The following is a 23,120-nucleotide window of genomic DNA, read 5'->3' on the forward strand; positions in this document are numbered from 1 at the left end:
TCCGCTCAGGCCGAAGGCAGCTTCAGGTCGGCCTCGAAATTGAACCGGTCGCGCAGGTTCTTACGCGAGTCCAGGATGTCCTTGAGGAAGGCGCGATCACTGTCGCTCGTGAGCATCGGCTCGATCAGGTCGATCTGGTTCATCGCGACCAGCTGCAACAGCTCGGTGCGTGGCCTGCCGCTGGCGTCGCGCGGCAGGGCATGCACGACCTGGATGTGCTCCGGCGGCTTCGGGCCCTTGGCTGAAGCAAGCTCGTTCTGCAGCTGGGTTTCAAGCGTCGGCTGCTCCCCCTCGACGAAGGCATACAGCCCGACGCCGGTTCGGCGGTCGGCGAAGGCGACGATCGCGGCATCGCGCACGGCCGGGTTCTTCCGGATCATATCCATCAGCACCGGCGCATCGTTGACGAGGCGCCGTCCACCCCCCTCGCGGTCGGTGAAATTGAAGATGCCGCGCGTGATCGCGCGATACACCTTCTTGCCGGTCATCAGCCAGATGCGCGCGAACAGCGATTTGCGTGCCAGGATCTTGCGCTCCTTCGGCGTCAGCGCCTCGGGCGCGTAACTCCGCTTGTGCTTGAGCAGGTGACGCAAATCCTCATAGGCCGCGATCCGGAACAGGCGGCTGCGGCTGTCGAAGCAGGCGGCCAGCTGAAAGTCCGTCACGTAGCTATGGCCGTCGTGACCGACCAGCCAGTTCTGCTCCTTGGCGAGATCGTTGTGCGTGATTCCGGCGCGATGCAGCCGGCGCATCATCCGCTTGGCCGAGCGGAAATAGGCGACGTTGCCGTGCGGCTTGGCCAGATGCAGCGCCACGCCATTGATGAAGCCGCGGACCAGCGCGCGATCGCCCGCCCACAGCAGATCGGGGCCGGCGTTGAGCCCCCTGGCGCGCGTCAGCGCCTTGCGCTCGCGCGCGAACAAATGCCGCGCCAGCACGAACGACCACCACGGCACCTCGTCGAGCCGGCGCAGCACCGCATCGACTTCGCCGGCCTCGCTCTTGAAGCGGCCGCGCTCGACGGTCGAGAACACGTCGCGCTTGAGCAGCACGCCTTCGCTCCAACGTGCCGCCAGCACGGCGGAATCAGTCTTCGGCAAACTCATGGGGCTCTCACGCAGCGGCCGCGACGCGCAGGTGCTCGGCGATCCAGCGGTCGAGATCAGCCAGCGCGCGGGCGCTCATCGCCTGCTTCTTCGCCACCGTCTTCTCGTTGCCCTTCAGCCGCGTGCCGTCCGGCTTGCGGGTCGGGGCCGTCGCCAGCGGCGGGAACAGGCCGAAATTGATATTCATGGGCTGGAACGAGCGCGTCCCGCCGTCGATCGTCTCGATGTGGCCACCGGTGATGTGGCCGAGCAGGGCGCCGAGCGCGGTGGTCGGCGGCGGCGGCAGCAGATTGGCGCCGCGCACCTCGGCGGCGGCGTAGAGGCCTGCGATCAGGCCGATGCTCGCCGACTCCACATAGCCCTCGCATCCCGTCATCTGGCCGGCAAAGCGAAGCCGAGGTTGCGCGCGCAGACGGAGCTGCGCATCGAGCAGCTTCGGCGAGTTGAGGAAGGTGTTGCGATGCAGCCCGCCGAGCCGCGCGAATTCGGCGTTCTCTAGACCGGGGATCGTGCGGAAGATCTGCTGCTGCGGGCCGTATTTCAGCTTCGTCTGGAACCCGACCATGTTGTAGAGCGTGCCGAGCTTGTTGTCCTGGCGCAGTTGCACGATCGCGTAGGGTTTGACGGTCGGATTGTGCGGATTGGTCAGGCCGACCGGCTTCATCGGACCATGGCGCAACGTCTCGTGGCCGCGCTCGGCCATCACTTCGACCGGCAGGCAGCCGTCGAAATAGGGCGTGTTGCTCTCCCACTCCTTGAAGTCGGTCTTCTCGCCGGCGAGCAGCGCCGCAACGAAGGCGTCGTACTGCTCCTTCGTCATCGGACAGTTGATGTAGTCGGCACCAGTGCCGCCCGGACCGACCTTGTCGTAGCGCGACTGGAACCAGGCTTTGGACATGTCGATCGTGTCCTTGTGCACGATCGGCGCGATGGCGTCGAAGAAGGCGAGCGCCGTCTCGTCGGTCAGGTCACGGACGGCCTCGGCCAGCGGCTGCGAGGTGAGCGGACCGGTGGCGATGATCACGTTCTCCCAGTCCGCCGGCGGCAGGCCGGTGATCTCGCCGCGGCGCAGCTCGATGCGCGGATGGCCTTCCAGCGCGCTTGCGACGGCGGCCGAGAAGCCGTCACGGTCGACGGCCAAGGCACCGCCGGCCGGGACCTGGTTGGCGTCGGCGGCCCGCATGATCAGCGAGCCAAGCCGACGCATCTCGGCATGCAGGAGGCCGACCGCGTTATTGGCCGCGTCGTCGGAGCGGAACGAGTTGGAGCACACGAGCTCGGCCGGCGTCGCGGTCCGGTGCGCCTCGGTCATGTGGTCCGGCCGCATCTCGTGCAGCACGACGTCGACTCCAGCCTCGGCGAGCTGCCAGGCGGCTTCCGAGCCGGCGAGGCCGGCACCGACAATGTGGACGGTCTTCGAAGGTGATTTGGAGCCTGTCATGCGCGGGACAGGTAGCGCTTTTCCCGAGCGCTGCAAATGCGCCAGTGAGGCTCGGCGCGAGAAAGCGGGCGCGTGTGTCGCGGTGTGCGAACCGCCCGAAAACGGCAACGCCCGCAGCGAGGCGGGCGATGTCCGGTAGAGATCGGAAGAGGGCTGATCAGCCGTTGTAGTGACCGGCGGCAACGCGCGGGATGTCCGAGCGATCGAGACCGATGTCGGCGAGTTCGCGATCGCTGAGCTGCGACAGCTCGGCAACGTTGCGCTGATACTCACGGAACGCCTGAACCATGCGGATGAGCGAGAGCAACATGAGAAATCTCCTTTAGTTCGCGATTCAGTTCTTCGTTGGAACTTCATCGTTGAAATGAACATAGAAGGGAATGTTGCGATGCGGAAGCGTGAATGTTGCGATGCAGCTAACCCCTCGGCGCATAGCTTGAGTAACGCTTGGGTAAGAATCGGGCAGGGCGCCCAGCCGCTAAGCGAATTGCAAAAAACCACGTATTCATGCGGTTTTTCAATCGCTCGTTCGGATTGCCGGATCGCGTAATGCCAACTCCGATGCTGGACAAGTTTTGGAGGTGCCCGCCCGGCCCGTACCTCGCGAAATGCATGGGTTGATAGAATGAATATAAATTCATTATTTTGGCTTTACCTCTCGAATGGTAGGGCTCGCCATCACGGATCGCTCGCGGCGATTTCATTTCGTGCCATCTTGCGGAAGGTGCGACAAAGTGTCGCGGTGTCCGGCAATGATGCCGATGCCGCCGCACCAGCGAGGAAGAACAATGAACAAACTGTTTGGGGCCGCGCTCATCACTGCGGCAATCGTGGCGTTCGGTCCGGCTCAGGCCGCGCGGATGCATGGCGCCGGCTGCAGCGGGGCCAACCTGGAAAAGACCGAGACGGCGATCGAGGCCATGGCCGACGGCGACGCCCGATACACGGCGCAAAAAGAGATCGCGGCGGCGCAGGACGCGCTTCTGAGCGGCAAGATGGGTGCCTGCAGCATGCACCTGACCAGGGCGATGCAGGCCGGGATGAGCAAGTAGCGGGCGTATCACAGCATCATCGAACGAACGGCCGGTCGCGATGCCGCGATCGGCCTCACTCTCCCTCCTACGGCGCCCGCGCCAGCTGGGTCGCGAACGTCGCGATCGTCCGCGCATAGACCTCGCTCTTGTTCCACTGCTGGATGACCGCAAAATTCGGGCCGCCGGGCTCCCAGTCCTTGCCCTTCTGCCAGCCATAGCCCTTCAAATAGTTCGCGGTGGAGGCGAGAACGTCGGGCGCGCTGCGGATCAGGTCGCGCCGGCCATTGCCGTCGAAATCCACGGCATATTTGATCCAGGACGACGGCATGAATTGGGTCTGCCCGATCTCGCCGGCCCAGGCGCCGTGCATCTCGGCCGGTTGAAGGTCGCCGCGGTCGACGATGCGCAGCGCATCCAGCAACTCGCCGCGGAACTGCTCGGCGCGGCGGCAGTCATGGGCCAGCGTCGCGAGCGCGCGGATGGTCGGGAACTTGCCGACGTTGACGCCGAAATCGGTCTCGAGACCCCAGATCGCGACCAGCACCTCGCCGGGCACGCCGTAGCTCTGCTCGATCCGCGACAGCACCGAGCCGTATTGCTTCAGCATGTTGGAGCCGCGGGTCAGGCGCGGCGGCACCATGCGCCCGGAGAACTCCTCGAAGGTCTGGCTGAACACCTTCTGACCGCGGTCGCGGTTCAGCACGCTCTGGTCGGGCGTCACGCCCGTCAGCGCCGCATTGATCGTGTTCTGCGAGATGCCTTTGGCCGCCGCTTCGGTCTTGAACTCGGCGAGCCAGCCGTCGAAATTGCCGTTGCCGCAGGGTACCGCGGCATGCGCTGGCGCTGACAGGGGGGTGAGGGCAGCGAGACAGGCAAGAGCGGAAACGGCGAGAACGCGAGCAATCATCGAAACACCTGGACGGCAATGGATTCAAAAGGCGTTGCTGGGCGTGCTCCATGTCGGGCGTAACCGCGGCAGCAGCAAGGCCTTTCGATCACATTGGCGTCGGATTTCGTGAGCGCCGCCACACTCTGCGGCCACTCGACGCGACCGCCGGCCTGGAGGCCGGCGGCAGTGAAGATTCATCGCGGCGTCCTCACATCTGGTCACGCGAGCGCCACGGGAACAGGTTCGCCGGGAAATCCGCCGCGGGCTTGGAGCTGCGGGGGGCCGGCGGCACGATCCGGGCGGCGTCGGGATGGATCGCGATGGCCTCACGGTAGAGATGCCAGGTGGCGTGGCCGAGCACCGGGATCACGACGGCGAGGCCGAGGAAGAACGGGATCGTGCCGGCCACCAGGAGCACTGCGACGATGAGGCCCCAGGCCGCAACCGGAACTGGATTCTTGGCCGCCACGCGCAGCGAGGTGACCACCGCTTCGAGCGCGCCGGCGTGACGGTCGAGCATCAATGGGAAGGACACGATGCTGAGGCACAGCGCCAGCAGCGCGAACAGGAAGCCTGCGCCACAGCCGACCGCGATCAGCCACCAGCCTTGCGGTGTGGTGAAGACCCGCTGCAGGAAATCGCTCACACCGGTCGCGCCGCCATAGCCGAACACTGCGACGTAGATCGCCTGCGCCGTCGCGACCCAGGTGACGAACAGCGCGAGGAGCAGCGTGCCCAGTCCGAGCATCGAGCCGAACGACGGCGACCGCAGCACCTCCAGGGCGTCCCAGGCACTGGTGTCCTCGCCGCGGTCACGGCGGCTGCTGAGCTCATAGAGACCGAGCGCGGCGAACGGGCCGAGCAGGGCGAAGCCCGCCGCCAGCGGAAACAACAGCGGCACCACCGCATAGCCGAACACTGCGCGCGCCAGCACCAGGCCGAGAACGGGATAGATCGCACATAGCATCACGGCGTGACTCGGCACCGCCTTGAAGTCATCCCAGCCGAGCCGGAGCGCGCGCATCAGGCTCGACATGTCGATCGTACGAATCGTCAGCTCAGCCGCGACCTCGTCTGCCGCCCGCACGTGGGAGGCAGCATTGCTGTGGTAGGTGGCCATCGTCGTGTGCTCCCTCAACTTGCGTAGGGCGCTTCCCAACCACGCAGGCGGGCTGCGCTTCTCGTTGGAACAAGTTCGCGGATGGCCAGACGCGACGAACCTCGGGGCGGCCATTCGCGAACGGAAGTCACCAGGATAGTGCCAAAACAGGCTGCGCCTACTCACGCCTCGGTGAGGGCTGTGAATGTCGCAGTGCATTAGACTGGAACGCTCACGCAGAAGCTGGAGCATGGTCCAATAAAGTCGTTCCGCCGTCATTCCGCCTTGGGTAAGCTTCACATTGGTCGCCGTGTTCGCGTTTGGCAGGCCACGGCGGTGGCGGGGCGGCTCCGACGGGCGTCTCCGCAACGGAAGGCCGCCGGCCGAGTTCTTCTTACGATCACCATCCATTGGGAGCCATTGATGAGCGTTTTCGGAAAGATCATGGGCGCGATTTTCGGCCATCCTGCCGAGGCGACACCGGCCGGCGGCAGCACGCCCGCCGCTGGTGGTACCGCGCCGGCAGGCGGCGCGGCCGCGTCCCCGACGGCGGCCCCGGCTGCTGCGCCGCAAAATGTCGATGTGGCTGCGATCGTCGACAAGGCGGCGGCTGCCAAGCACGAGAAGCTGGAGTGGCGGACCTCGATCGTCGACCTGATGAAGGCGCTCGACATCGATTCCAGTCTCGCCGCGCGCAAGGAGCTCGCCAAGGAGCTCGGCTACAGCGGCGACACCAACGATTCCGCCAGCATGAACGTGTGGCTGCACAAGCAGGTGATGAGCAAGCTCGCGGCCAATGGCGGCAAGCTGCCGCCGGAGATCAAGCACTGAGCTTGCGCCGCTCACGGCAAGGCCAAGAAAGCGAAAGGCCCGCCATCGTGCGGGCCTTTGTCGTCTTGGATCGCGTCTGGCGTGAGGCTGCGCCAGCGCCTCAGACGTGTGCGTAGCCGGCGCGTTCCCAGGCCTCGGCGTGGAGCTGGTCGCGCTCGAAGCCGATGTCGCGCAGCGTGCGCTCGTCGAGCTGGTCGAGATAGGCGAGCTGCGTGCGGTAGTGAACGTAGCGCTTGAGAACGTCGAAAATGGCTGTGATGAACATGTGCCTCTCCCCCTTGGTCTGGTTGCTCGTTCGGCGGGGGATTGCTGATCCATCCAGGTAGCCATTGCGTTAAGGCGCGCGGTCCAATCGTTTCGCTCGGTAGTTCTACGGCCGTCAGGCCATGATGTCCCGGTTCTCCGGGTGGTCGCGGAGGTAATCGGCAACGAAGCTGCAGCCCGCGATGACCTTGCCGCGGTCGGCGCGGATCAGCGCGAGGGCGCCTTCCACGAGCTGCGAGCCGATGCCGCGGCCGCGCAGCGGTAGCGGGGTCTCGGTATGGGTGATGATCACTCCCTGCGGCGTGGCCCGGTAGTTGGCAAATGCGACGTTGCCCTCGATGTCGAGCTCGAAGCGGCTGCCGGCCTTGTTGTCACGGACATCAGTCATGCATCTCTACTTTCGCTTGGGCTTCTCGGTGAGTTTGAGGAACTCCACCAGCATCGCGCGGATCGACCACGGCTTGCCATCGACGGCGCCCCGGATGTCGTCGATCTTCCATTGGCCGGCCTCGCGCACGAGGTCGTAACGGATGACGTCATCGGCCTGTTCCTTGCGCTCGGTCCGGTGGCCGCGAATGCTGACCGCGACGGTTGCCTTGTCGCCGTCCTGCATTTCCGGCGTCACCTTGAACGAGGCGACATCGGGATCCTGCGAATTCGTGACGGGATCGAAATCTATCGCCCCGACCTCGCCCTTGGGCGTGCGGGCGTCCATCTTCGCCCATTGGGCGGCCAGCGACTTCGACAGATATTTCGCGCGCGCCGCCTTGTCCTCGATGACGAAGGTGCCGCCATCCTCGCCCTTGCCCTTGGCGACGCGGGTGTAGATCGCGGTCATGATGCCGACGGGCTCGTTGGAAGAAGGTGCCTGCGCGTGCAGCGGAGAAGCGGCGAGCACGCCAGCGAGGCCGAGAAGCAGGAAGCGACGGTCGATCATGGTTGTCCTCAAATCCGATTCGGCGCGCGGTGATACGAAGAAATGCGCGGCCGGCCACGATTTGTCGCGCGGCATCTGCATCCGTTCGAAACACGCCACCGCATGGGTGCGATGGGGAGGCCGGCCTTGCGAGGGCGAGCAGGACCGGGATAAACAGGCCCGAAGGTATCGGGCGGCTGAGATCGCCTGAAGGATCGATGAGGGGACGCTTCCATGGGTCTGTTCGTCAGTTGCAGCGGCGCGAGAGGTTGTCGATGACACCGGCACCCCTGCGGATGTCCCGCCGCGTGATGAACCTCGCGCATATCGTCACGCAAAACGGCCGCCGGCTCGGCGACCGCGTCGGCTTCGTCTGGGGCGAGAGGTCGTGGACCTGGCGCGAAATCGACGCGATGGTTTCGGCGCTCGCGGCGGCGCTGGCCGAGCAGGGGATCGCCAAGGGCGATCGCATTCTGGTGCACTCCAAGAACTGCGAGGAGATGTTCGTCTCGATGTTCGCCGCGTTCCGGCTCGGCGCGGTCTGGGTGCCCACCAATTTCCGACTGATGCCGGACGAGGTCGCCTACCTCGCGACCGCCTCGGGCGCGAAGGCGTTTCTCTGCCACGGCGACTTTCCGGATCATGCCGCCGCAGTGACGACCGCTGACTTCACGTGGCGCATCGGTGAAGGCGGCAGCTTCGGCACGGGGATCGTGGCCGACGCCATGAAGGCGCATGTCGGCGCGCACGTCGCGAACGCGGCCGTCGAGCATGACGATCCCTGCTGGTTCTTCTTCACCTCCGGCACGACCGGCCGCTCCAAGGCGGCGGTGCTGACGCATGGCCAGATGGCGTTCGTCATCACCAATCATCTCGCGGATCTGACGCCTGATACAACCGAGCACGACGCGTCTCTCGTCGTGGCGCCGCTGTCGCACGGCGCCGGCGTGCACCAGCTGATGCAGAGCGCGCGCGGTGCCAGGACCGTGCTGCTGCCGAGCGAGAAGTTCGACATCACCGAGGCCTTCCGTCTGATCCAGAGGCATCGCGTCAGCAACCTGTTCACGGTCCCGACCATCCTGAAGATGATGGTCGAGCATCCCGCAGTCGACCAGTTCGATCACTCCTCGCTGCGCCATGTGATCTATGCCGGCGCGCCGATGTATCGCGAGGACCAGAAGCGCGCGCTGGCGCGGCTCGGCAAGGTGATCGTTCAGTATTTCGGCCTCGGCGAGGTCACCGGCAACATCACGGTGTTGCCGGCCGCGGCGCATGAGGAAGAGGATGGACCGGAAGTGCGGATCGGCACCTGCGGCTATGAGCGCACGGGCATGCAGGTCTCGATCCAGGACGATCAGGGGCGTGAGCTGAAGCCGGGCGAGACCGGCGAGATCTGCGTCATCGGTCCGGCGGTGTTCGCGGGCTACTACGACAATCCGGAGGCCAATGCGAAGGCGTTTCGCGACGGCTGGTTCCGCACCGGCGATCTGGGCCACATGGACGAACACGGCTTCGTCTACATCACCGGCCGCGCGTCGGACATGTACATCTCCGGCGGCTCCAACATCTATCCGCGCGAGGTCGAGGAAAAGATCCTGACGCATCCCGATATCGGCGAGGTCGCCGTGCTCGGCGTGCCCGATCCGGTCTGGGGCGAGGTCGGGGTCGCCGTCTGCGTCGCGCGCGAAGGTGCCGTCGCGCCGAGCGAAAGCGCGATCGCCGGCTATCTCGCGACCAAGCTGCCGCGCTACAAGATGCCGAAGCGGTTCTTCTTCTGGGACGCGTTGCCCAAATCGGGCTATGGCAAGATTCCGAAGCGTCTGGTGCGCGACGAGCTCGAGGCGCGCGGCCTGCTCGATCTCACCAGGCAGGGCTGAGGCGCAATGCGATCCATCATCCAGCCCGGTACGCCCGTCGCCGACCGCATCCAGTGGGTCGCGGCGCGCGGCCGCGCTTTTTCGTTCAAGCTGGAGCAGGGCCTGCCGCTGCTCGAAGCTGCGCGCCGCGGCTTGGCGGCCCAGGGCTTTGCCGGCGGCGTGCTTGACATCAAAGGCGGTGCGCTCGGCCCGTTCGCCTATGTCATGCCGGCGCTGTCGAAGACGGCGGATCATGCCGCATTCTACAGCGAGACCTATCGGCCCGCCGGTGTGACGCGCCTGTCGACCGCGACGATGACGCTCGGCGTGCGCGACGGGGCGCCGTTCTTCCATTGCCACGCGCTGTGGACGGAACAGGGCGGCCGCGCCGGGGGAGGGCATATCCTGCCGGAGGAGACCATCGTCGCCGAGCCGTTCGAGGTCGACGCTTTCGGGCTCGATGGTGCGATCTTCACGGCAGAGCCGGACGTCGAGACCGGCTTCAAGCTGTTCGGGCCGGTCGCGGCCGCGCCAAGCGGCGCCATGACGGATCGCCGCGCCTTCGCGCTGCGGCTGCGGCCGAACCAGGATGTCGCCGGCTGCCTCGAGGCATTCTGCCGCGCGCAGGGGATCAGCGAGGCCCGCGTCCACGGCGGCGTGGGCTCGACCATCGGGGCGCGCTTCGAGGACGGCGGCGTCGTCGAGCCGTTCGCGACGGAGCTGACGATCACCGCCGGCACGATCGCGCCCGGCGACGACGGCCTTGAAGCCACTGTTGAGGTCGCGCTGGTCGACTACACCGGTGCACGCGCGCAGGGCCGCCTCGTCCGCGGCGACAATCCGGTGCTGATGACGATGGAGCTGGTGCTGGAGGTCTTGGCGTAGCGTCGGTGCGGCGGTGGCCGATGCGGCCGCGATGTGCGAGATTGCCGGTGATGTCACCGAGGTCGTGAAGGCGTCATGGCGAGGAAGCAACGCGAGATCAGGCTGCCGGCACCGTATCTGAAGCGGCTGTGGCTCGATCCTGCCAAGATCGCCGATCGCGCCGCCTATCCGTTCTGCCTGCCGTTCCTGCAGGACGAGTTCGAGCTCAGCTTCACGAGTGCGATCACGATCATCGTCGGCGAGAACGGCACCGGCAAATCGACCCTGCTCGAAGGCATCGCCGCGCTGGCCGGCTATGACGAGGCGGGCGGCGGCAAGGGTTACATGCCGGTCGACCACGGGCGTGCGATCGAACGTATGGGGGGCGCGCTGAGTGCTGCCTTGCGCGCAAGCTGGCTGCCCAAGATCACGCAAGGCTGGTTCTTCCGCGCCGAGAGTTTCTTTTCGGTGGCGCGCTATCTCGACCAGGCCGCACTGGACGATCCGCTCGGCGGGCCGCCGCCGGACTTCCTGTCCCACTCCCATGGCGAGGGCTTCCTGCGCTTCTTCGAGGAGCGCTGCCAGCGCCAGGGCATCTACATCTTCGACGAGCCGGAATCGGCGCTGTCGCCGGCGCGCCAGATCGAGTTCCTGAAGCTGATGCGGCGGATGGACGACTCCGGCCATTGCCAGGTCCTGATGGCGACGCATTCGCCGGTGCTGATGGCCTATCCGGGCGCGACTCTGCTGCGGTTGACCAAATACGGGTTGGAGCCCGTCCGCGTGCAGGACACTGATCATTTCAAGGCCATGCGTGAGTTCTGCAATGATCCGGACCGGTTCGTACAGGGCGTGTTTGCGGAGTGACGGCTCCGGACGGCTCTGGATTGCTCGCCGTGACTGACCATGTGACACCGATCTCGCGATGCCCCGGCACCCGAGCTTTGACATTCATGCCGCCCTCCCAGGTGAGAGGGCGCAGGGAAGGCCGGGTGCAGGCCGCACCCATGGCCCGCCTGCGAAAAAAATGCAGGCGGCAGGAACCACAGGATTGGCCGAGCAACCGGCCTTCCCTGCGCGACGGTTTACGACTTATACGCGCTCTCCTCGGTGCACCGGGCTTTCTGGCCACCGTCATCGGCGCGACGCCCTGAAAGGCATCGACACCCATTTGACCTCAGCGTCGGGAGGTCAGGACCACACGATTTCGCCGTCCGTCCCGCGACCCGTCGTCTTGCGCATCAGCACCGGGCCCGTGACGTCCATCGCATCCCGCCCTCCACGCCCGTGACGACCGCGAAGCGCCCCTCTCGTGAGGACGGGACGCATGCAGGAAAACAGAAATTCCGTAAAAACGAAAGAAGAATATTTTTCGCGCAGGACTGGACAAGGCTGATGCCGCTGATCCCCCGCGGAAATTTAGGTTTTGCGCGCATGGCTGTTTTGGTGTCAAAACGGCCACGTCGTGGCTCGGCCGTGTGCGCGGCGTGCCCGTCGGCCGACTCGGAACGTGACGGGAGCGAAGGAAGAGGGGGCTGCATGCCGGAGCAGATCGGTCGCCACGACAAGCTCGAACGGGCGCTGCTGGCCCTGGATGATCGCGCCATGGTGCTGGAGGAGCTCGACGGCTTCATCGCCGGCCTGCTCGTGCTCCCTGAGCCGATTCCTCCCGGCGAATGGTTCGCGGCAGCCTTCGGGCTCGGCAAGGGGCATCGCTCCGTCTTCACCAGCATCGACCATGCCAATGAGGTGCTCGGGCTGGTCATGGACTATCACCGGGAGATCGCGCTGACGCTCGCGCGGCATCCGGAGCAGTACCAGCCGCGTTTTCCCATCGACGCCTTCAACGGCGACGTCGTCTGGGAGCTGTGGATCGACGGTTTTGCGGCGGCCGTGGACCTTCGCCATGAAAGGTTCAAGGCCTATCGGCAGGTCGACGGGGAGGTGGGCGAGGCGGCGCTGCGTCTGATGGTGGCGATCGAGCTGGCGCTCGACGACGATCGTGCCGAGAACGCCAAGCTCGACCGCGAGGCGCCGGCTGATATCCGCGAGGCGGTGCTGACGCTGTATCAATACCGGCAGAGCGGGCCGCCGGTGCCCAGGTCGACCAACTTTGCCCGGCAGCCCAATCCGTTCGCCTCGTTCGGCAAGCCCGGCCGCAACGACCCCTGTCCTTGCGGTTCCGGCAAGAAATACAAGCGCTGCTGCGGCGCGAATTGAGGCGGCCACGACACGGTCTTTTTTGTTGCAACAATCCAGTGCGGTGCAAAGATAGGCCTGTCCGCGCCGGATGCGGACCAATGAAAGTGACCGAGGAAACGAGATGAGGATGGTGTTCGGCAAGGCGCTGACCGCAAGGACGGCGCTCGCGATCGCGACGACGGCCCTGACAATCACGACCCTGACGATGGCGGAAGCGCATGGGCCCACCCGGCGCAAGGTGCAGGAGCACGTGGAGATCAACGCCGCGCCCGCCAAGGTGTGGGCCGTGATCGGCAACTTCCAGGACATGAGCTGGCTCGGCATCGTCGACAAGACCGCGGGCGACAAGGGCAACGAGATCGGCGCAACGCGCAAGCTGACCCTGAAGGGCGGCGCGACCGTCGACGAGGAGCTCTACAAATACGACGCCGAGAAGATGAGCTATTCGTATCGCATCACCGCCGTCGACGTGAAGGTGCTGCCGGTGACGAACTACTCGTCGACCATCGCGGTGACGCCGAGCGCTGACGGCAAGGGCAGCGTGGTCGAATGGACCGGCGCGTTCTACCGCGGCTTCCCCAACAACGACCCGCCGCCGGAGCTGAACGACGAGGCCGCGGTCAACGCGGTCAGCGGGCTCTACAAGGGCGGGCTCGAGGGCCTGAAGAAGAAGGTGGAGGGCGGTAGCTGAAGGGGCGGATTGGTAGTTAGGGATCGATGATGTCGCCCAGCCGGCACTGCGCTCCCTCTCCCCGTTCTTACGGGGAGAGGGTTGGGGTGAGGGGCAGACGCACGGGAAGTGCTCGTGGAGAGACCTGTACCCCCTCACCCGGATTGCATCTGGCGATGCAATCCGACCTCTCCCCGCAAGCGGGGAGAGGTAAGCACCGAGTCCGCTACTCTGCCACCAGTCCTCTCTCTCATTTTGGCCGAGCCCTTCTGTTCGCAGTTGTACTCGCCCTTGGCACCGCAGCTCACGCCGAGGAAGCCTTCGTCACCAATCAGCTCAGCGACGATCTGACGATCGTCGATCTCGCGACCTCGAAGCCGGTGGCGACGATTCCGATCGGCGGCAAGCCGGCCGGAGTTGCCGTCGCCGCCGACGGCCGCTTCGCCTATATCGCGAGTCCGGACGACAAGACCGTCAGCGTCGTCGATGCTGCCGAGCGAAAAGTCGTCGGCCGCATCGAGGTCGGTGGCGGGCCGCTCGGCATAGCGGTGACGCCGGACGGTTCGACGGTCTACGTCGCCGACTGGTACAGCGCCGCGATCCGCGTGATCGATGCGAAGACCCGTAGCGTGAGCGGCAGCATCACGGTCGGCGCCTCGCCTTCGGGGCTTGCGGTGACCCCCGACGGCAAGCTGCTGCTCTCCGCCGACCGCGACGACGACATGGTCTCGGTGATCGACACGGCGACGCGCCAGCGGCTCGCGACCATCAAGGTCGGCGCGCGGCCGTTCGGTGTGACCATCGACGCCGAGGGCAAGCGCGCCTACACGGCAAATGTCGCCTCCAACGACGTCTCGGTGATCGACCTCGCCGGGCGCCGCGAGATCGGCCGGGTCAAGACCGGCTTGCGGCCCTATGCGGTGGCGCTGGCGCAGGGCAGGGGCTTCGCCACCGACCAGTATGACGGCACGGTCAGCGTGTTCGACCTGGCGAGCCTGCAGCCGCTCAAGCGCATCAGTGTCGGCGACTATCCGGAGGGCATCGAGGCGACCGCCGACGGCCAGCGCGTCATCGTCGCCAATTGGGAGAGCAACATCCTGAGCGTCATCGACGTGGCCGCGCTGAAGGTCACGGGAGAGATCAAGGTCGGCGACGGTCCGCGCGCCTTCGGCGCGTTCCTGCGGCGGTGAGGCGCTGGGCACGGACTGTAGCCCGGATGAGCGCAGCGATATCCGGGTTCTTCTGCGACGCCGGCGATGACCCCGGATGTCGCTGCGCTCATCCGGGCTTTGACGAGGCGCTCGCAAAGACGCGGGCAGGTATCGAGGTTCGTCATTGTCCCTGCATCCCGGCGCCGATGCAGGCTACGGATCTCGTCCGGCATGCACGACCAGCCGCTCCACGATCTCCTCCACCCGCGTGAACAGCATCTCCGGTCGCTGGTCGCGCAGCGCCTGCTCCGCGGCATAGCCCCATGTCACCGCGCCGAAGGCAATGCCGGCGGCGCGCGCCGCCTCGATGTCGCGGGTCTCGTCGCCGATCGCGATGGCCCGGGCCGGGTCGACGCGCAGCCGCTTCAGCACGCGGCGGAACTTGCGTGCCTTGCCGAACACCGAGGCCGAGCAATCGAAATCGGCGAACAGACCGGCGCGCAATCCGAGCTTCTGCCGCGCGTTGGCCTCGCTGTCCGACGAGACCAATGCGAGCGTCGTGCCGTTCGCGGCAAGCGTGTCGAGCATGATGTCGACGCCTGCAAACAGCGGAATGCTTGCGGCATGCGCCGTCTTCAGGCGGCGCACGTGGCGCGCGATGAAGGGCAGCTTCCAGCGCGGCACCTGAAGGAAATCGAGGATCTCGCGGGTCGAGGCATGGCGCAGCCCGTCGATGTCCTCGTCCTTCACCTGGCGAAAGCCGAAGCGCGCGGCGACCGCATTCACGTGGACCCGAAACCACGGGAAGCTGTCGGCGAGGGTGCCGTCGAGATCGAAGATGACGAGAGAATATGGCATCGCGCGGGGTGAGCGTGGCGAGGGGCTGATGATCGTCGAGGCGTGTCGTGCTGCGACAGCCCTGCGCCATAGCAATGGGAGGGGCGGGGCGCAATGAGACGCGACCATTGCGTCTCGCAGCGCCATGGCGACGTTCGATGATCAGGGGTTGAACATGTTGTGATGTGCACCTGGAGATGACGCGGTCTATGATCGCGGTGCGCCGGCGGATCAGGGTCTGCCTGCCCGATTTGATCGAAATTGTTTTCATCATTCAAGCCAGAGAGATTTCACATGGCCCTCAACAAGGTTGCTGCAGCCTATCTGTCCTACTTCGCCTATATCGACGATGCGCTCGATGCGGTTCAGCCGAGCGATTTCGTGACGATGCTGAAGTCCGTCCCGTCGGGCGCGGCGAACGGTCCGTGGTCGCTCGTCTGGGGCCCGGCGGTCAACAACGGCGTGCTCGCCTATGTCGCGCAAGGCAGCGACGGCAGCTATGCGCTGGCGTTCCGCGGCACCGATGTCGACGGCTCGGTCGCCGGCGCCTTCGAGAACGTGCTCGCCGATGCCGACGCGGTTTTCCAGGTGCCGTGGCTGTATCCGCAGCAGGCCGGCGCGCCGCTCCAGATCAGCGCCGGAATCAACGACGCGCTGGCGCTGGTCATCGCGCTCACCGATCCCACGACGGACCTGTCGCTGCTGGACTATCTGCGCGGCCTCGCGGCCAAGCAGAACCTGCAACTGATGGTGACCGGGCACAGCCTCGGCGGCGCGCTCGCCGTGGCGGCGACGGCATGGCTGCAGGATCAGCTGCCGAAGCTGAACTCGTCGCTGAAGTTCACGCTGTGGCCGCACACCTTCGCGGCTCCGACGATGTGGAACGCGGGATTCGCGGCGACCTTCGCGAAGAGCTACACCTATTACGCGGCGGTCAACAGCAACGACATCGTGCCGATGGGCTGGGCCAACCTGAACGGGATTCTCGGCACCTATCCGCCGCCGGCGCCTGTCCTGAAGGACACCAACTACTACTCGATCTACAAACCGCTCGAGTGGCTCAGCGCATCGATCCCGACCTATACCGCGATTGCGCCGAGCAATCCGGACCTGTTCACGATCACGCCGATCGTCGAGGCGAACGACTCCTGGACCGCGGAAGCCGGCTACATGCATTCCATGCAGCTGCAGTATTTCCCGCATGCGACCGGCACGAAGGCGCCGCCCCTGCCGGGAGTGACCAAGACCGGCGTGGCGCGGCCGCGGGCGGTCGCCGTCGCGGCCTGAGCGTCGCAGGGGAGCTTTTGCGGGGCTGGGTTCGCTCAGTCCTGCAAGGGGGCTCGGTGCGGCGGCCAATCAACCTTTCATCACGATTTTTGTGAGTGTGCGCTGCAGGAACGCCTTGCGCGGTGCGGTGGTTGACCCCGCACAGAAGCAAGGAGAGAGACATGCAACGCACGATCAAGATGGCCGCGCTGGCCGGAGCCACGCTGGTGATCGGCACCGCCGCAGCGTCCGCGCAGGGCTATGCCCGTTTCGGCGACTCCATGGCCTGGGTGCCGCCGGCGCAGACCACCGATTCCGAGCCGGTGTATGGCGCAGCGCCGGCGCCGGCCTACGCGCCCGGTCCGGTGGCCGGCCCAGTGGCCTGGGGCGGCGGCTACAATGGCACCAACCATCCGACCCCGGGCTCGACCCAGGGCGATGTCGGTCCGTCCGGCAACAACAACGGCACGCTGACCGGCGTCTATCGTCAGTGGTAATCGCTGTCAGATAAGTCAGCGTCCAGTCGACAAGCCCGCCGCCCGGACACGAGCGGCGGGCTTGTCTTCCGCAAGGAGCTACCGAGAGACAGCCGCGTTGGATTATTCAATCGCGGCAATGTGAGCGAAGCGTTGTGTCGCAGCATTGTCGTGACCTGCCGCGGAACCGGCAGGGTCCTTACGTTGTTTGCTCCGCGATAATTAGGAACGAAGGAGCAAGTTCATGACGCGCATGTTTGGTTTGGCGGCCTTGACCGCGGTCACGCTGGTTGCCGGCACCGCCGCCGCTTCAGCCGGCGAGTACGGCCCGGGTGGCTACGGCTATGGCGGCCAGGTCACCAGCACCTACGCCTACCGCGATTCCTTCGCCTGGGCGCCGGGTCCGGTCTATGAGGAAGGCTACGTCGCGGTCGCGCCGGGCCTGTATGACGGCCCGGGCTGGGGCGCCGGCTACAACGGCACCAACCATCCGACCCCGAGCTCGACCCAGGGCGATGTCGGCCCAAGCGGCAACAACAACGGCACGCGCAGCGGGTATTATCGCTGGTGAGTTGAGTTGGTAGAGCAACGATGAAGCCCGTCGCGCTTGGCTGAGCGGCGGGCTTTGTCGTTGCGTTACAGGGGGGAGACGATAGGCTGGGTAAGCCTTGTAACCTCGAAGTCCAGCGGACCCGCGCATGAAAGTCATTCCGCCGTTTCAGCTCGTCCCTGAACCGTTGGATGACGTCGCGCGCGAAATGCCACCTTTCAAATTGGCGCCAAAGCCGATCGGACGCAGGCACCGGCTCGGTGGAAGCCCCGATTTCATCCAGGGTGATGAATGGCCGACCTGCAAGACCTGCCGGGTCAAGATGACGTTCTACGGTCAACTCGATTCGATCAATGACGAGATATGTATCGCGGATTGCGGGATGATCTACGTCTTCCTGTGCTTCGATTGCTACGCGTCGGAGTCGTTCGTTCAATCGAACTGATGTACGATCTAGGGTCCGTGCAAGCAGCGACCTCTCGCATGGCGCACGAGCCCGTCGTCCCGACCGTCATCGCGAGGAGCGGAGCGACGAAGCGATCCAGAGTCTCGCGCCCGGCTCTGGATTGCTTCGCTTCGCTCGCAATGACGGCGCGACGGAACTACTCCGCCGCCTCGCTCGCGGCGCCGCGGCTGCGCTTCTTCGGCTTGGCCGACTTCTCCAGCACCGGCTTCAGGAATTGCCCGGTGTAGCTGCGCGGGGCCTTGACGATGTCCTCGGGCGGGCCCCAGGCGACGATCTCGCCGCCGCCGTCGCCGCCCTCGGGGCCGAGGTCGATGACCCAGTCGGCGGTCTTGATGACCTCGAGATTGTGCTCGATGACGACCACCGTGTTGCCCTGGGCGACCAGCTCGTGCAGCACTTCCAGCAGCTTCTTGACGTCGTGGAAGTGCAGGCCGGTGGTCGGCTCGTCCAGGATGTAGAGCGTGCGGCCGGTGGCGCGCTTTGACAATTCCTTGGCGAGCTTCACGCGCTGCGCCTCGCCGCCGGACAGCGTGGTGGCCTGCTGGCCGACATGGATGTAGTCGAGGCCGACGCGGCGCAGGGTCTCGAAGGTGTCGCGCACGCGCGGCACCGCCTTGAAGAATTCGGCGGCCTCCTCGACGGTCATGTCGAGCACGTCGGCGATCGACTTGCCCTTGAACAGCACGTCGAGCGTCTCGCGGTTGTAGCGCTTGCCCTTGCAGACGTCGCAGGTGACGTAGACGTCCGGCAAAAAGTGCATCTCGATCTTGATGACGCCGTCGCCCTGGCAGGCCTCGCAGCGGCCGCCCTTGACGTTGAAGGAGAACCGGCCGGGCTCGTAGCCGCGCGCCTTCGATTCCGGCAGGCCGGCGAACCATTCGCGGATCGGCGTGAACGCGCCGGTATAGGTCGCGGGGTTGGAGCGCGGGGTGCGGCCGATCGGCGACTGGTCGATGTCGATGATCTTGTCGATGTGCTCCAGGCCCTCGATGCGGTCGTGCGGCGCCGCCGCCTCGTTGGCGCCGTTGAGCTTGCGCGCGATCGCCTTGTACAGCGTGTCGATCAGCAGCGTCGACTTGCCGCCGCCGGACACGCCGGTGATCGCCGTGAACAGGCCGAGCGGAATCTCGGCGGAGACGTTCTTGAGATTGTTGCCGCGGGCGTTGACGACCTTGATGGTGCGGCGATGGTTCGGTGGCCGCCGCTCGGGTACCTCGACCTCGAGCTCGCCGGTGAGATATTTGCCGGTCAGCGACGCCGGATTGCGCATGATCTCGGCCGGCGTGCCCTCGGCGACGATGTTGCCGCCATGGGTGCCGGCGCCGGGGCCGATGTCGAGCACGTAGTCGGCGAGGCGAATGGCATCCTCGTCATGCTCGACCACGATCACGGTGTTGCCGAGGTCGCGCAGCCGCTTCAGCGTGTCGAGCAGGCGGGCATTGTCGCGCTGGTGCAGGCCGATCGACGGCTCGTCCAGCACGTAGAGCACACCCGTCAGCCCCGAGCCGATCTGCGAGGCCAGGCGGATGCGCTGGCTCTCGCCGCCGGACAAGGTGCCGGAGGAGCGCGCCAGGGTCAGGTAGTTCAAGCCGACATCGAGCAGGAAGGTCAGGCGGTCGCGGATCTCCTTGAGGATGCGGGTGGCGATCTCGGTCTGCTGCGCGTTCAGGGCCTTCGGCACCTCGGCAAACCATTCGCCGGCAGCCTTGACGGAGAGATCGCTGATTTCGCCGATGTGCTTGCCGCCGACCTTGACGCACAGCGCCTCGGGCTTCAGCCGGAAGCCTTTGCAGCCGGCGCAGGGCACGTCGTTGAAGTACTTGCCGAGCTCCTCGCGCGCCCATTCGCTCTCGGTCTCGCGGAAGCGGCGCTCGATGTTGGTGATGACGCCCTCGAACGGCTTCTTGGTATCGTAGGCGCGAACGCCGTCCTCATAGGTGAACTTGATCTCGTCGTCGCCGGAGCCGTGCAGCAGCGCGTTCTGCGTCTTCTTCGGCAGATCCTTCCACTTGGTGTCGAGCGTGAACTTGTAGAACTTGCCGAGCGCGGTCAGCGTCTGCAGGTAGTAGGGCGATGACGACTTGGCCCAGGGCGCGATCGCGCCCTTGCGCAGCGTGACGTCCTTGTCGGGGATCACGAGGTCGGCATCGACGTGCTGCTCGACGCCGAGGCCGCCGCATTCGGGGCACGCGCCATAGGGGTTGTTGAACGAGAACAGCCGCGGCTCGATCTCGGGGATGGTGAAGCCGGACACCGGGCAGGCGAACTTCTCGGAGAACAGGATGCGCTCGGGCCCGCTCTTGTCGTGGATCTTGGCCACCTTCTTCTTCTCGTCATGGCCGGGCTTGACCCGGCCATCCATCTCCTTCGAAGAGGATGGATCACCGGGTCTCGCGCCTTCGGCGCGGCCCGGTGATGACGAGGAAGGGGCTGCATCCGCGAACTCGATCACGGCCAAGCCCTCGGCGAGCTTCAGCGCGGTCTCGAAGCTCTCCGCCAGGCGCTGGCCGATATCGGGGCGCACGACGATACGGTCGACGACGACATCGATGTCGTGCGGGAACTTCTTGTCGAGCGTGGGCGCCTCGGCCAGCTCATGGAAGGTGCCGTCGATCTTGACGCGCTGAAAGCCCTTCTTGAGATATTCCGCGAGCTCCTTCTTGTACTCGCCCTTGCGGCCGCGCACGACCGGCGCCAGCAGATAGAGGCGGGTGCCTTCGGGCAGCGCCAGCACGCGGTCGACCATCTGCGACACGGTCTGGCTCTCGATCGGCAGGCCGGTGGCCGGCGAGTAGGGCACGCCGACGCGCGCCCACAGCAGGCGCATGTAGTCGTAGATCTCGGTGACGGTGCCCACCGTCGAGCGCGGATTCTTCGAGGTCGTCTTCTGCTCGATCGAGATCGCCGGCGACAGGCCGTCGATCTGGTCGACATCCGGCTTCTGCATCATCTCCAGGAACTGGCGTGCATAGGCCGACAGCGATTCGACGTAGCGGCGCTGGCCCTCGGCATAGATGGTGTCGAAGGCGAGCGAGGATTTGCCGGAGCCGGACAGCCCGGTGAACACCACCAGCCTGTCGCGCGGGATCTCGACGTCGATGTTTTTCAGATTGTGCTCGCGGGCGCCGCGGATGGTGATGGCCCGCAGGCTCGACTGGTTGGCTTGCGCGCGCTGCTTGGCCTTGAGCACTTCATCCATGGCGATCGTCCCACGGCGCAGAGTCGCGCCATCGTTGCAGGCGCGTTCTGCCGGGAGCCGGCCATCGGACGCCAGAGGGAAAAGGTATGGTCGGAACGTAGGAAGAACGTGGCCGGATTTCCAGTGCCGTCAGCGAATCATCAACAATGCGCTCAGGGAATGGCAGCGAATGGCAGGAGGCTGCGGTTCCGTCCGGCCCTGCGCGCGATCCCGCAAAGAAAAAGCCTCCGCTCTGGCAGAGCGGAGGCTGTGTGCGTTGGCCCGGAGGCGACGTTCTTAGAAGTGGTAGTTGATGCCGACCTGACCGGAATGCACGTTGAGGGTGCCGGTCGCGAGCGTGCCGAGGCCGGTGAAGGTGTAGCTCTCGCCACCGAAGCTCTTGTAGAGGTACTCGCCCTTCAGCGACCAGTTCGGGGCGAACATGTACTCGACGCCTGCGCCGACGGTCCAGCCCGAGTGGATCTTGCTGTCCGAAACGGCGACGCCGGGAGCCGTCAGCGAGATGCGGTTGTCGGCCCAGGCGTAACCGCCGGTGGCGTACAGCAGGGTCGGGCCGAAGGCGTAACCGATGCGGCCACGGACGGTGCCCCAGTCACGGATCTTCGATTCGGCGGTCACGCCAAGCGCGCCGACGGAGGCATTGATGTCAGCCCAGGCAGCATCGGCCTCGAGGCCGAACACGACAGCACCCTGCTGCCAGTTGTAGCCGACGGTGCCACCGGCGAAGCCGCCCTTCATGGCCGCAAAGTCAGCATCCTCATTGGCGTAGCCACCCATCGCACCGATGTAGAAACCGGTCCAGGTCTGCACCGGCGCGAGAACCGGGGCCTTGGTGTAGGTCGGGCGTGCGGCGAGATCAGCGGCGGCAGCGGGAGCGGCCAGGGCGGCCAGGGCCACGGTCGCGAGCAAGATCTTCTTCATTCCAGTCTCCAGTTTATTCCTCGAAGTCCGCATCGCACCGATAAGCTTACGCACGAAACAGACTCACCCGTTCAAGTTGACGAGGTTCCTATAGCCCGGTTCCGTACGGATTACCGTCACCCTGAAGACACACTCGCGGCCAAACCGCGTTTTTACGGCCCAGTTCCAGAAAGCCTATGTTACTCAATTGCTTGGTTCCGTGTGTGGCGAGCCGGCACGGTGGTATCGGTGCAACAAAAAAGGCCGGCTTTCGCCGGCCTTTCTCGGAACCTGTCGGTTGCAGGTATCAGTATTTGGCAATGACCGGGCCGCCGAAATGGTAGCTGAGGCCGACCTTGACGGTGTGGACGGTGTCCTTCCACTCGGAGCGGTTGGTCGCGAAAGCGCTGTACTGGATCGCGCTCTTGCCGAAGTCGAGATAGTTGTACTCGAGCTTGGCCGACCAGTTCGGGGCGAACATGTATTCCGCGCCGGCCCCGACCGTGTAGCCCCAGCGGGTGGTGGTCTGGCTGAAGACGTTGCCCGGCACGCCGTCGTAGCGGTGCTGCAGTTGGCCCACGGCGGCACCGCCGCTCACGAAGAACAGAGCGGGACCTGCGGCGTAGCCGAGGCGGCCCTTGATGTCGCCGAAGCTGGTCAGCTTGGTGAAGAAGGTGTCGCCCACGCCGGCATTGACCACTGCGGAGCGGCCGTTGATGTCGGCCCAGTGATAGTCGCCTTCGAGGCCGAACACGACGTTGTCGACCTGCCAATTGTAGCCGAGCACGCCGCCGACGAAGCCGCCATTGGTGTTGTAGTTCTGGGTGCCCAGGAAGCCCGGCGCATTGAAGCGGCCAAGGAAGGTTTCCTTGCTGGTGCCCCAGCCGCCGCCGCCCTGGATGCCGGCGTAGAGGCCCGACCAGCTCAGGATCTGCGCGACCATGGGCGGCGCCTTGGTGTAGGGCCGTGCCGCCATGTCGGCCGCCGACGCGGACGTGGCGGCCGCGACGCCGGCGAGGGCCGTCGTGATCACAAGCAACTTCTTCATCAAATTCTCCCCCGGGAGGTTGGAATGACAAGCGATGGGCAAGTCATACACAGGG

The 23,120-nt window shown here is 65.6% G+C and carries 24 protein-coding genes; 12 read left to right on the forward strand and 12 right to left on the reverse strand.

Features of this window, described 5'->3' with window-relative positions:
- Positions 1–5 precede the first annotated feature (5 nt).
- From ACQR1F_RS25790 to ACQR1F_RS25800, 3 genes are all read right to left on the reverse strand, one after another.
- The gene (locus ACQR1F_RS25790) at positions 6–1,106 is read right to left on the reverse strand and encodes a serine/threonine protein kinase (RefSeq protein WP_316178574.1); all 1,101 of its coding nucleotides are present in this window, start codon (positions 1,104–1,106) and stop codon (positions 6–8) included.
- A gap of 7 nt (positions 1,107–1,113) precedes the next feature.
- Positions 1,114–2,547, reverse strand: coding sequence for a methylenetetrahydrofolate--tRNA-(uracil(54)-C(5))-methyltransferase (FADH(2)-oxidizing) TrmFO (gene trmFO, locus ACQR1F_RS25795; protein ID WP_434914092.1), 1,434 nt, complete (start codon positions 2,545–2,547; stop codon positions 1,114–1,116).
- 157 nt (positions 2,548–2,704) lie between these two features.
- Positions 2,705–2,857 (reverse strand): DUF1127 domain-containing protein, encoded by a 153-nt coding sequence (locus tag ACQR1F_RS25800; protein ID WP_006614327.1) that lies wholly within the window; start codon positions 2,855–2,857, stop codon positions 2,705–2,707.
- Positions 2,858–3,299: 442 nt separating this feature from the next.
- On the opposite strand from ACQR1F_RS25800, the gene ACQR1F_RS25805 reads away from it, so the two are divergent.
- Positions 3,300–3,599 (forward strand): hypothetical protein, encoded by a 300-nt coding sequence (locus ACQR1F_RS25805; RefSeq protein WP_434886166.1) that lies wholly within the window; start codon positions 3,300–3,302, stop codon positions 3,597–3,599.
- Positions 3,600–3,666: 67 nt separating this feature from the next.
- Here ACQR1F_RS25805 and ACQR1F_RS25810 read toward each other — a convergent pair whose 3' ends face one another.
- Positions 3,667–4,488, reverse strand: a complete 822-nt coding sequence (locus ACQR1F_RS25810; RefSeq protein WP_315799836.1) for a lytic murein transglycosylase — start codon at positions 4,486–4,488, stop codon at positions 3,667–3,669.
- 190 nt (positions 4,489–4,678) lie between these two features.
- Positions 4,679–5,590, reverse strand: coding sequence for a DUF2189 domain-containing protein (locus ACQR1F_RS25815; RefSeq protein WP_316178578.1), 912 nt, complete (start codon positions 5,588–5,590; stop codon positions 4,679–4,681).
- 402 nt (positions 5,591–5,992) lie between these two features.
- Here ACQR1F_RS25815 and ACQR1F_RS25820 point away from each other — a divergent pair, with 402 nt between their 5' ends.
- Positions 5,993–6,400, forward strand: a complete 408-nt coding sequence (locus ACQR1F_RS25820; RefSeq protein ID WP_434914093.1) for a DUF3597 domain-containing protein — start codon at positions 5,993–5,995, stop codon at positions 6,398–6,400.
- Between the two features lie 100 nt (positions 6,401–6,500).
- Here the strand turns inward: ACQR1F_RS25820 and ACQR1F_RS25825 are convergent, their stop codons facing one another.
- The 3 genes from ACQR1F_RS25825 to ACQR1F_RS25835 all read right to left on the reverse strand — a co-directional run bounded on the left by ACQR1F_RS25825 (position 6,501) and on the right by ACQR1F_RS25835 (position 7,601).
- Positions 6,501–6,665 carry a DUF1127 domain-containing protein gene (locus ACQR1F_RS25825; protein ID WP_434914094.1) on the reverse strand — a complete coding sequence of 55 codons (165 nt, stop codon included), beginning with the start codon at positions 6,663–6,665 and terminating at the stop codon, positions 6,501–6,503.
- Between the two features lie 114 nt (positions 6,666–6,779).
- Positions 6,780–7,052, reverse strand: coding sequence for a GNAT family N-acetyltransferase (locus ACQR1F_RS25830; protein WP_434914095.1), 273 nt, complete (start codon positions 7,050–7,052; stop codon positions 6,780–6,782).
- 6 nt (positions 7,053–7,058) lie between these two features.
- Complete coding sequence (locus ACQR1F_RS25835; protein WP_434914096.1) at positions 7,059–7,601, reverse strand: DUF3828 domain-containing protein; 543 nt, start codon at positions 7,599–7,601, stop codon at positions 7,059–7,061.
- Positions 7,602–7,855: 254 nt separating this feature from the next.
- Between ACQR1F_RS25835 and ACQR1F_RS25840 the strand changes: the two genes are divergently transcribed.
- The 6 genes from ACQR1F_RS25840 to ACQR1F_RS25865 all read left to right on the forward strand — a co-directional run bounded on the left by ACQR1F_RS25840 (position 7,856) and on the right by ACQR1F_RS25865 (position 14,362).
- Entirely contained in the window at positions 7,856–9,457 is a 1,602-nt protein-coding gene (locus ACQR1F_RS25840) for an acyl-CoA synthetase (RefSeq protein WP_434914097.1), read from the forward strand.
- Positions 9,458–9,463: 6 nt separating this feature from the next.
- Positions 9,464–10,321 carry a PCC domain-containing protein gene (locus ACQR1F_RS25845; RefSeq protein WP_434914098.1) on the forward strand — a complete coding sequence of 286 codons (858 nt, stop codon included), beginning with the start codon at positions 9,464–9,466 and terminating at the stop codon, positions 10,319–10,321.
- A gap of 75 nt (positions 10,322–10,396) precedes the next feature.
- Positions 10,397–11,167, forward strand: coding sequence for an AAA family ATPase (locus ACQR1F_RS25850; protein WP_434914099.1), 771 nt, complete (start codon positions 10,397–10,399; stop codon positions 11,165–11,167).
- 672 nt (positions 11,168–11,839) lie between these two features.
- Positions 11,840–12,520 (forward strand): UPF0149 family protein, encoded by a 681-nt coding sequence (locus ACQR1F_RS25855; protein ID WP_434914138.1) that lies wholly within the window; start codon positions 11,840–11,842, stop codon positions 12,518–12,520.
- 103 nt (positions 12,521–12,623) lie between these two features.
- The gene (locus ACQR1F_RS25860; protein ID WP_316215881.1) at positions 12,624–13,193 is read left to right on the forward strand and encodes an SRPBCC family protein; all 570 of its coding nucleotides are present in this window, start codon (positions 12,624–12,626) and stop codon (positions 13,191–13,193) included.
- A 155-nt stretch (positions 13,194–13,348) separates the two neighbouring features.
- The gene (locus ACQR1F_RS25865; RefSeq protein WP_434914100.1) at positions 13,349–14,362 is read left to right on the forward strand and encodes a cytochrome D1 domain-containing protein; all 1,014 of its coding nucleotides are present in this window, start codon (positions 13,349–13,351) and stop codon (positions 14,360–14,362) included.
- Positions 14,363–14,536: 174 nt separating this feature from the next.
- Here the strand turns inward: ACQR1F_RS25865 and ACQR1F_RS25870 are convergent, their stop codons facing one another.
- A complete protein-coding gene (locus ACQR1F_RS25870; RefSeq protein ID WP_315799846.1) occupies positions 14,537–15,181 on the reverse strand; it encodes an HAD hydrolase-like protein in 645 nt (214 codons plus the stop codon).
- Between the two features lie 273 nt (positions 15,182–15,454).
- Here ACQR1F_RS25870 and ACQR1F_RS25875 point away from each other — a divergent pair, with 273 nt between their 5' ends.
- From ACQR1F_RS25875 to ACQR1F_RS25890, 4 genes are all read left to right on the forward strand, one after another.
- Positions 15,455–16,447: a lipase family protein gene (locus tag ACQR1F_RS25875; protein ID WP_315799847.1), complete on the forward strand. Its 993-nt coding sequence runs from the start codon at positions 15,455–15,457 to the stop codon at positions 16,445–16,447.
- 161 nt (positions 16,448–16,608) lie between these two features.
- Positions 16,609–16,923, forward strand: a complete 315-nt coding sequence (locus ACQR1F_RS25880; protein WP_316215879.1) for a hypothetical protein — start codon at positions 16,609–16,611, stop codon at positions 16,921–16,923.
- Between the two features lie 223 nt (positions 16,924–17,146).
- Positions 17,147–17,473, forward strand: a complete 327-nt coding sequence (locus tag ACQR1F_RS25885) for a hypothetical protein (protein WP_434839851.1) — start codon at positions 17,147–17,149, stop codon at positions 17,471–17,473.
- A 127-nt stretch (positions 17,474–17,600) separates the two neighbouring features.
- Positions 17,601–17,897, forward strand: a complete 297-nt coding sequence (locus tag ACQR1F_RS25890) for a hypothetical protein (RefSeq protein ID WP_434914101.1) — start codon at positions 17,601–17,603, stop codon at positions 17,895–17,897.
- Positions 17,898–18,054: 157 nt separating this feature from the next.
- Here ACQR1F_RS25890 and uvrA read toward each other — a convergent pair whose 3' ends face one another.
- The 3 genes from uvrA to ACQR1F_RS25905 form a co-directional block, all read right to left on the reverse strand.
- Positions 18,055–21,117, reverse strand: coding sequence for an excinuclease ABC subunit UvrA (gene uvrA, locus ACQR1F_RS25895; protein WP_315799850.1), 3,063 nt, complete (start codon positions 21,115–21,117; stop codon positions 18,055–18,057).
- Between the two features lie 276 nt (positions 21,118–21,393).
- Entirely contained in the window at positions 21,394–22,038 is a 645-nt protein-coding gene (locus tag ACQR1F_RS25900; RefSeq protein ID WP_315799851.1) for an outer membrane protein, read from the reverse strand.
- A 286-nt stretch (positions 22,039–22,324) separates the two neighbouring features.
- Entirely contained in the window at positions 22,325–23,065 is a 741-nt protein-coding gene (locus tag ACQR1F_RS25905) for an outer membrane protein (RefSeq protein ID WP_315799852.1), read from the reverse strand.
- Positions 23,066–23,120: the final 55 nt, after the last annotated feature.

The sequence above is a fragment of the Bradyrhizobium sp. HKCCYLS3013 genome (genome assembly GCF_051167615.1).
Classification (GTDB): domain Bacteria; phylum Pseudomonadota; class Alphaproteobacteria; order Rhizobiales; family Xanthobacteraceae; genus Bradyrhizobium.